Raw genomic sequence first — 8,153 nt, 5'->3', positions numbered from 1 at the left:
TTTCAGGGTGTACAAATCCTGATTGCCAAAAGTCATTTTTGCCATGTTCATTGAGCTGGCGGTTGTTGTTATAAACTCTTAACCTTTTAAAGTATGCAGGAGGAAGGCTACGCCCTTGTAACTGGTCCAGGGTTGTAATCTGATAGCCCGGGTGCAGCCATACATCGCTCTTTCGAAGAAGTTCGATCACTGTTTCGTGCGATAGTTTTATGTTGCCAGACTGGGAGTCTTCTTCGAGGACGTATTGGCCCCCGGCATCTTTTATAAACTGAGCCATATAACTGTTACCACCCGGCACATACCAATTGTCTTTCCACATATAACCTACGAAGAATGTGGTAGAACTATCCTTGTTACTCCACTCTGATTTTATCGATTTGTATTTTATTACACGTTTTTGGAATAGTTCATCAGCGGCATTTTGGGTTTTTGTAAACAGTGATAGGTACTTTATCCACTCCAATCTGCCTAAGGGATGATCTTCAGTATGTGCGGAGAAGAGAATTACCGGAAGGCCAAGTGCTTCAAGCTTTTGGTTTACATCCATGGAGTTGCCTACTGCAGATTCTATAATCAGATCAGGATTAAGACTCATCAAAAGCTCATAGTTTAGTGAGCCACTCTTGCCAATTTCCTGAACACCTCTATCTATAAAATAGCTTCTCAGGCTATCGTCAAAAACATCCTCATAGGTCGGGATGCCCACTATTTTATCTTGCAGGTTGAGTTCGGTCAGCATGTTGATATGCGTTATAGAAAGGCAAACTATGGACTGTGCGGTGAAGCCGGAATCAATGTTGAATGTTTTTACCAGGGTGCTGTCACTGCTTGACCAGGGAGCATTTATTTTTACCTCAACAGCTCCGGACTCAAGATAGCTCGCATCAAACCTTTTAGCATATGTGAGTTCGAGCGTGTGGTTTGTGTGAGCAGCTTCTGTTTGTGCAGGCGTACATCTGAGAAGGGTGCCTAAACAGAGGATGGCAATTACATTGCATATAATCGGGTTTTTAAACAATATCATAGTTATAAGTATGGAGTTTAGTGAGTACCATTTCTGCCCGCTGGTCGACAGGCATTAGCGGAATCTCATGTAATACAAATCCTAATGATTGATAAACTTTGATGATGGATCGATAAATCTCTTCGGCCTGCTTATAGGTTTCTCTGCGTTCGTTATCATTGACGAAAATGGCCGGATGTATGGGCAAAACAAACACATTTTTGTTGTATCCGGCGTCAACAACAGCCTGTGTGTAACTATCAGGTATGTGTAACTTCCGGGAGTCCAGGTTGGCAATGATGTCGGGTATGGCCCGATCAAAAAAACTAAGTGTGGAATCAGCCTGATAAGTATGCTCCGTAATCATGGTGTCAAACGTGAGGGAACAAAACCTTTTCATGTCATGCCATGGCAGCGCATTGGATGAAATGCTTAGTTGCTGTCTGATAATTCGACGCGAAACCTCTTCGTAGCAATTGAATCCCCTTTTGCTCAACTCTTCTATAAGTGTGGTTTTCCCGGCGCTCGCGGCTCCTGTAATGATAAACCTGTTTGTAGCTAAATCACCCATTGGATACCAATAATTATGATGACAAATAAAAGGGTAACCATATGATTGATCATAGCCACTTTATCAATTTCGCTATATGCGACCATTCTATCGTTGGTGCCGATGAAAGGTTTCTGCACCAGCTTTCCATGATAATAGTTGGGGCCGCCGAACCGACAATTTAAAATTCCTGCAAGAGCAGCTTCAGGATAACCTGCATTAGGACTGTTGTGTTTGTTGCCATAATTGACGATATATATCATGCCTCTTTTACTCATTGTTAATCCAACCATCAGGAGAGCCGTGATTCTGGCAGGCACAAAATTAGCGATATCGTCCAGTTTTGCCGCAAACCTTCCGAAGTGTAGATACCGGTCACTTTTATATCCGATCATTGAATCGAGTGTATTGATCATTTTGTAAGCCAAGGCTCCGGGAACACCGAAAATGGAATAATAAAAAAGTGGTGCTATCACTCCGTCACTCAGATTTTCAGAAAGCGTTTCAAATACAGCCAGTCGGATTTTATTTTCGTCTAACTGATCAGTTTCTCTACCTACAATCCAGGAAAGCCTTTTCCGGCCTGCTTCAATATCTTGGCCTAATGCTGAGAATACTGCCCTTCCCTCTTGTACAAGACTTTTGTTGGCGAGGGCAAAGAAAAGCAAGATTGAGGTGATGGGATAATAAACATAGAGATAGGGTCGGACAGCCTCTATCAGGAGATAGCATGATATAAACACGCCTCCGGTCAAAAGTATGGTTAAGCACGCCCCTTTTAACACTTTGAGGCTGCCTTTATTTAAGCGTTTTTCTCCAAAGCTGATCCATTGGCCAAACCACCTGATGGGATGGGGCAACCACCTGGGGTCTCCCAGCGTGAGATCGAGCAGGTAGCCCAGCAATAGTGGAAGTATGACTAAATACTTTTGCTCCATGTTTTTAGCGCATTAACTAAAAGCAGATTTTTTTCTTCTGTTTGGGGAGAAATTCTGATATAATATTGATCGAGGTCATAAAAATTAGATGCATCACGGATCAGGAGTCTGTGCTCATAGGCAAGGTATTGCTTTAAGTCCGAAGCCTTGGGCCGATCAAGCCTGACCAGAAAATAATGGGTTGATGAGGGTAAAATACTAAGTCCCTTAATCTCATCGATCTCCTTACGAAGATTTTGCGATAGCTGCATAAGCTGATCGATATCCGGCCTGATGCTTTCATAGTTGTCAAAGATGAACTTCCCTGCTTCTATGGCTATCTGGTTAACATTCCAGGGCATTTTACAGGCTAGTATTTTTTGCTGCATGGCCGGGCTACACAGCATGTACCCCAATCGTAAGCTGGGTATGGCGAAGAGCTTGGTCAGTGATTTAACAATAATAACATTATCGTGCACACCGATCATATCCACACAAGAAGGTGAATCGCCTATCACAAAATCGCCATAGGCTTCATCAATAACAAATACGGTGTCCGGGTGGCTGCTTACCAACAGGTCAAGTTGTGTTCTGGTTGTAACTTGCCCGTCAGGGTTATTAGGATTACAGATGAAAGCCAGTGTTGAGGTAATGCCTGATGTGGATAACTTATGTCTGGGCATGTAATTTATCTTTATCGCATGGCTTCTGCAAGCGGCTTCATATTCTGAGAAAGTAGGGAAGTAAATGGTTGCTGAGCTATTGCGAAAAGCATGTGCAATCAAATAAAAGGCTTCTACAGCGCCGTTTGTTACCACCACATTTTCACTTTCAACATGATGATGAAGTGCTATTTGTGAAGTAAGGCTCTGGGCATCCGGAGCTGGGTAACTCTGTAAATTACCGAGTACATTTTGCAAAGCGGCGACTAAAGCCGGATGTGTGCCACCATGCCAAACATTAGAACTGAAGTTAGCCCTAAAGTCAAAATCAAAATTGTATAGATCGTCTCCGTGGCTCATCTATCGCTTTCCTCCTGGTGGTCATGTAGTACGGGAGACGTTACGGTGGACTTGATGTAGTCTATATCCATGCATTCGCGCAGCAAACTAGCCAGTTTATCGAACTGCTCTTCTTTGTATTCATGATGTGACTGTAGTTTTACTTCGGTGGCATCTAACCCGGAAAGTAAGTGATCAACCACTACAGGGTTATCGAAAATACCATGTATGTAGGTGCCCCAGCATTTGTCATTGAGGTAGAAGCCATCAGTCTTTCCGTTATGGATCTGATTTACGGGTTGGGAGCTGCCTTCTAATACCGCTGTTTCTCCCATATGGATCTCATATCCTGAACAATCTTCAGTGGAGGACAGGAAATTGAAACTGACCTGCTCGGTTGTTTTATTACCCAGCATGGTAGTTGATACAGGCAGTAACCCGATACCCGGGATAGCACTGGTTGCTCCTTCTACGCCATCAGGGTCGTGAATCTCCTGCCCCAGCATTTGATAACCCCCGCAAACACCTACAACCTTTTTCCCTTTGGTATAAGCTGAAAGTATTTCTTTGACCAGCCCTTTTTTACGTATTTCCTGTAGATCCCCAAGGGTACTTTTGGTGCCGGGAATAATGATGATATCAGCTTCTTTTAGTTCCTCAGGTTTGTCGGTATAGTATAAGTGTATCCGTGGGTCTCTTTCCAGGGCATTAAAATCCGTGAAGTTTGACATTCTTGAAAGTAGTACGATAGCTACATTGATGACCATTGCTTTACTGGAGAAATTCTTGTTTACGATAGTCACCGCGTCTTCTTCTTCAATGTGAATATCTCTAAAATAGGGTACCACACCGACTACGGGTACTCCGGTGATCTCCTCCAGTATCTTTTTGCCATCTTCAAACAGCCTGATGTCACCTCTGAATTTATTGATAATAATGCCTTTGATCAGTTTGCGCTCTTCTGCTGTGAGCAACTCCAGTGTACCGTATATGCTACCAAATACACCACCCCGATCAATATCTGCAATCAAATAAGTAGCAGCGTTTGCTTTCAGAGCTACCCGCATGTTGGTGATGTCCCGCGCTTTCAGGTTCAGCTCCGAGATACTTCCGGCCCCTTCTATTACTATAGGTGCATACTGTGGGCTAAGGCGGTTAAAAGCTTCCATTACAATTTCAAAAAGCTTATCGCGGTCAGTTTGTCTGAAATAAGAAAGCGCAGATTGGTTTCCTGCGGGCTTGCCATTGATGACCAGTTGTGATGTTTGGTCACTGTTGGGCTTTAGCAGAATGGGATTCATGTCTGTATGAGGCGGAAGGCCGGCTGCATCAGCCTGCACGGCCTGTGCTCTTCCTATTTCTCTGCCATCCGGAGTAGCATAGCTGTTGTTAGACATGTTTTGGCCCTTGAAGGGTGCCGGCTGGTAGCCGTCCTGTTTCAATATCCTGCAAATGCCTGCGCATAGGATACTTTTACCGACGTCAGAGCCTGTGCCTACAAACATTAAGGGACGTAATTTATCTGTCACAACTACTTATTTTATCTGATTTTTGGAAAGCCGGCTTAATCCCCGGAGTCAAATTGAGCCGGAAAATTATAACTAAACTGATTAAGCTCAATAAAGTTTGACAATTCTTTGGTGCAATAAATTGATCCGATATTATCTTGTGTGAGAAGGAAGGTGCCAAATTTAGTTGGTCTGGGTTTGGTAAGTTACGCTCATAGTGTCGAGTTTTGAGCATAAGGGACCGTCTAATACCCTGAGTTTATCAAATGAAAGCAAACATTGATATCCATCAAATCATTAAAATTATAAATGATACCTATGCCCCCTTATCAACGTCATGTAAAGCTGATCTGACAGAATCTCTTAAAGTACTCACTTTCAGTAAGCCGGCTGTCCTGGTGCGAGAAGGTCAATATGCGGATCGAACCTACTTTATTGTTAAAGGATGCGCCAGAGCGTATTATTTAAAAGATGGCAAAGATATTACGGACTGGTTTGCTTTCGAAAATGACTTTATAACTGCTATCAACAGCTTCTTTCTGGATGTTCCCAGTCCACATTTTATTGAAATATTAGAACCGGGTATTTTATTGGAGCTTTCAAAGGATAAGGTAGAGCAACTCTCCGATAAATACCATGATTTTGAGCGGCTTACAAAAGTTGTGGTTACCAAAACGCTCCTTCAACTGCAACAGCGAGTGGTGTCCATTCAGTTTGAAACTGCGCTGCAGAAATATGAAAACCTGTTGAAGATCCGGCCCGATATTACTCAAAGGATTCCTCTGACCCATATAGCATCATACCTGGGTATTACCCTGGAGACTTTAAGCAGGATCCGCAATCCAAAAAATGGAATTTGATCTATGTCAAATGCCCGCAAGCATTTATGCCTGATCTTTGAACTCAAAAGAATATGAGGAGAATTCATTACTTATCAGGCATTATACTCACCATTTTTATTGGTCTGCACTTGTTCAACCATATAACTGCTATATGGGGTGCTGATACTCACATTAAAATGATGAGCATACTGCGGCACTTTTATCGCAACCTCTTTGCGGAAATGGTTTTATTGGCCGCTGTTTTTGTTCAGATGTTTTCTGGTTTCACACTGTTCAGGCGGTATCGGAAATATACTACTTCCAAATATGAAAAATTACACCTGTGGTCGGGGTTGTATATGGCTGTTTTCCTCACTATCCATTTAAGCGCTATTTTCATCGGCAGGATAGTGCTGCACCTTGACACCAACTTTTATTTTGGCGTAGCCGGACTAAATGCATTTCCTTACAATTTGTTTTTTATCCCTTATTATGGTCTTGCCATCTTTTCATTTTTTGGTCATTTAGCAGCTATTCACCATAAGAAAATGAATCGGTTCATCCTTGGCATATCACCGTCCCGGCAGTCCGGATTGATCTTGGTTGTGGGTGTTGCTTTAACTGTTTTAATATTCTATGGGCTGACCAATCAATTTCAAGGGGTGACTGTGCCAACTGAATATGAAGTGCTGATAGGAAAATAAACAGGTATTACAGAGAAATATTTTTTATCTGCTGACATAGGGTTGACAGTTTTAGCTATTACTATTGCGTAAACAATTATCCCATGAAAAAACTAATACTAGCTGCGGCTACCTGCCTGTTGATAGCAGGTGGAGCCTGCGCGCAAACCCCAAACCCAATGAAGAAAGAACAAGTCAGCATTAACGACAAAGTAAAGATCAATTACCTGCAAAGTGGTAGCGGCGACACAACGTTACTTTTTTTACATGGCTGGTGCATTAACAGCGGCTATTGGAAGGATCAGATAACCCATTTCAGCAATGACTATAATGTATATGCCATGGACTTGCCGGGTTTTGGCAAATCTACTGCAGAAGGCAGAACGGAGTGGACAATTAAGGAATATGCAGATGATGTAGTTGGGTTTATAAAAAAAGAAAAACTTAAAAATGTAGTAGTTATTGGCCACTCGATGTCAGGTGATATCATGTTACACGTCGCCATGGATCTGCCGTCAGAAGTCATCGGGCTGGTGGGTGTTGATAACTTCAAATTTGTAGGTGTAGAGTTCTCTCCGGAGGATATGAAGTATCTGGAAAACTATTTCAAAGCACTTGAAAGTGATTTCACAAAAAATGCTCCTGCATACTCCGAGAAAACGCTGTTTCAGCCCTCTACTCCGGCAGAAGTAAAGAAAGCTGTTATGAATGACATAGCTAACACCGATCCTACTATCGGCTACAAGTCATTAAAAGACCTCATGCAGGGCTTTGGAAGCACGGCTGAGCTGCTTCAAAAATTACCTTTGAAGCTCTACCTCATCAATAGCACGGCTGAGCCTACTTATGTGGAGGGGCTGGAAGCAAATTGTAAGAATGGATTCCAGATTGAGTCGGTCGGTGCAACAGGCCATTACCCTATGGTTGAAAATCCTGAGCTTTTTAACAGTGCATTAGACAATATTTTGTTATCAATACATCAGACGCATTAGTAAAACGAGATAAGCAACTAGTTCAACCTGGGATAAATTTCTCTATTTGAGACGTTAAATGAGGCAGCTAACCTTAAAAAATGCGTTTTAAAAGCACTTACGTGTTGGCACGGCTGTTGTTTTAGTTTCTTCGGTTAGGTTGAACAAAAGCTGTTATTTCGTTTTTAGTTGGTTTTAACGAAAACAGTCAGAAGCCGCCCTCTGGTAAAGGGCGGCTTTTTTATTACCAGTATATCCAATTCTCTCCCTTCTGTTCGTAAAACGTTAGCGAATTTAACCGATGCTTGGCCTCCTTAAACACACCAGTGAAAACAGATTTCCTAAAGTAGACAGGCTGTCCCCTTTAAACTATATTTACCTTGAACGAACAAGCCTTGAAAATGATCAGCGAAAATAAGGTACATGCAACCTATCAGCATGCAGCAGATGCTATATTAGATAGGTTCCTTACCAAAGAATAATCAAAACGGATTTACTCGATTTGGGACATATTTCTTTATTTGAAACTCATCAGGCTGATATTTTGCTTTAAAATCAAGTATTCCTGCGCATTAAAGTATTGGCATGGCAGTTGCCTTACCTTATTCGGTTAGGTTGAACAAAGCTGTTATACTCCGTTTTTAGTTGGTTTTAACGAGAACAGTCTATGGCCGTCCCCTGGTTAGGGACGGCTTCTTT

General features: G+C 42.3%; 8 protein-coding genes. 3 read left to right on the top strand and 5 right to left on the bottom strand.

Features of this window, described 5'->3' with window-relative positions; translation table 11 throughout:
• From E1163_RS04755 to E1163_RS04735, 5 genes are all read right to left on the bottom strand, one after another.
• On the bottom strand, positions 1-1,024 hold a 1,024-nt coding region (locus E1163_RS04755), incomplete at its 3' end, for an ABC transporter substrate-binding protein (RefSeq protein WP_155170039.1).
• Positions 1,011-1,574, bottom strand: coding sequence for an AAA family ATPase (locus tag E1163_RS04750; RefSeq protein WP_155170037.1), 564 nt, complete (start codon positions 1,572-1,574; stop codon positions 1,011-1,013). The genes E1163_RS04750 and E1163_RS04755, both read right to left, overlap by 14 nt.
• Entirely contained in the window at positions 1,562-2,491 is a 930-nt protein-coding gene (gene cbiB, locus E1163_RS04745; protein WP_155170035.1) for an adenosylcobinamide-phosphate synthase CbiB, read from the bottom strand. Before cbiB ends, E1163_RS04750 begins: the two co-directional genes overlap by 13 nt.
• On the bottom strand, positions 2,473-3,492 hold the full coding sequence (locus E1163_RS04740) for a pyridoxal phosphate-dependent aminotransferase (RefSeq protein WP_155170032.1): 1,020 nt from the start codon (positions 3,490-3,492) through the stop codon (positions 2,473-2,475). The genes cbiB and E1163_RS04740 overlap by 19 nt, the downstream gene beginning before the upstream one ends.
• Positions 3,489-5,000 (bottom strand): cobyric acid synthase, encoded by a 1,512-nt coding sequence (locus tag E1163_RS04735; protein WP_343033749.1) that lies wholly within the window; start codon positions 4,998-5,000, stop codon positions 3,489-3,491. Before E1163_RS04735 ends, E1163_RS04740 begins: the two co-directional genes overlap by 4 nt.
• Before the next feature lie 245 nt (positions 5,001-5,245).
• Here E1163_RS04735 and E1163_RS04730 point away from each other — a divergent pair, with 245 nt between their 5' ends.
• The 3 genes from E1163_RS04730 to E1163_RS04720 all read left to right on the top strand — a co-directional run bounded on the left by E1163_RS04730 (position 5,246) and on the right by E1163_RS04720 (position 7,475).
• The gene (locus tag E1163_RS04730; protein WP_155170030.1) at positions 5,246-5,839 is read left to right on the top strand and encodes a Crp/Fnr family transcriptional regulator; all 594 of its coding nucleotides are present in this window, start codon (positions 5,246-5,248) and stop codon (positions 5,837-5,839) included.
• 53 nt (positions 5,840-5,892) lie between these two features.
• Positions 5,893-6,504, top strand: a complete 612-nt coding sequence (locus tag E1163_RS04725; protein ID WP_155170028.1) for a hypothetical protein — start codon at positions 5,893-5,895, stop codon at positions 6,502-6,504.
• Between the two features lie 83 nt (positions 6,505-6,587).
• Positions 6,588-7,475, top strand: a complete 888-nt coding sequence (locus E1163_RS04720) for an alpha/beta fold hydrolase (protein WP_155170026.1) — start codon at positions 6,588-6,590, stop codon at positions 7,473-7,475.
• The last annotated feature ends 678 nt before the right edge of the window (positions 7,476-8,153 follow it).

This window comes from Fulvivirga kasyanovii (assembly GCF_009711405.1).
GTDB lineage: Bacteria > Bacteroidota > Bacteroidia > Cytophagales > Cyclobacteriaceae > Fulvivirga > Fulvivirga kasyanovii.
This window is presented reverse-complemented; position numbering and strand designations above follow the sequence as displayed.

Excerpts from the sequence above, each read along its gene's own strand:
- E1163_RS04750 (WP_155170037.1), bottom strand. The coding sequence starts at position 1,574 with ATGGGTGATTTAGCTACAAACAGGTTTATCATTACAGGAGCCGCGAGC.
- cbiB (WP_155170035.1), bottom strand. The coding sequence starts at position 2,491 with ATGGAGCAAAAGTATTTAGTCATACTTCCACTATTGCTGGGCTACCTG.
- E1163_RS04740 (WP_155170032.1), bottom strand. The coding sequence starts at position 3,492 with ATGAGCCACGGAGACGATCTATACAATTTTGATTTTGACTTTAGGGCT.
- E1163_RS04730 (WP_155170030.1), top strand. The coding sequence starts at position 5,246 with ATGAAAGCAAACATTGATATCCATCAAATCATTAAAATTATAAATGAT.
- E1163_RS04725 (WP_155170028.1), top strand. The coding sequence starts at position 5,893 with ATGAGGAGAATTCATTACTTATCAGGCATTATACTCACCATTTTTATT.
- E1163_RS04720 (WP_155170026.1), top strand. The coding sequence starts at position 6,588 with ATGAAAAAACTAATACTAGCTGCGGCTACCTGCCTGTTGATAGCAGGT.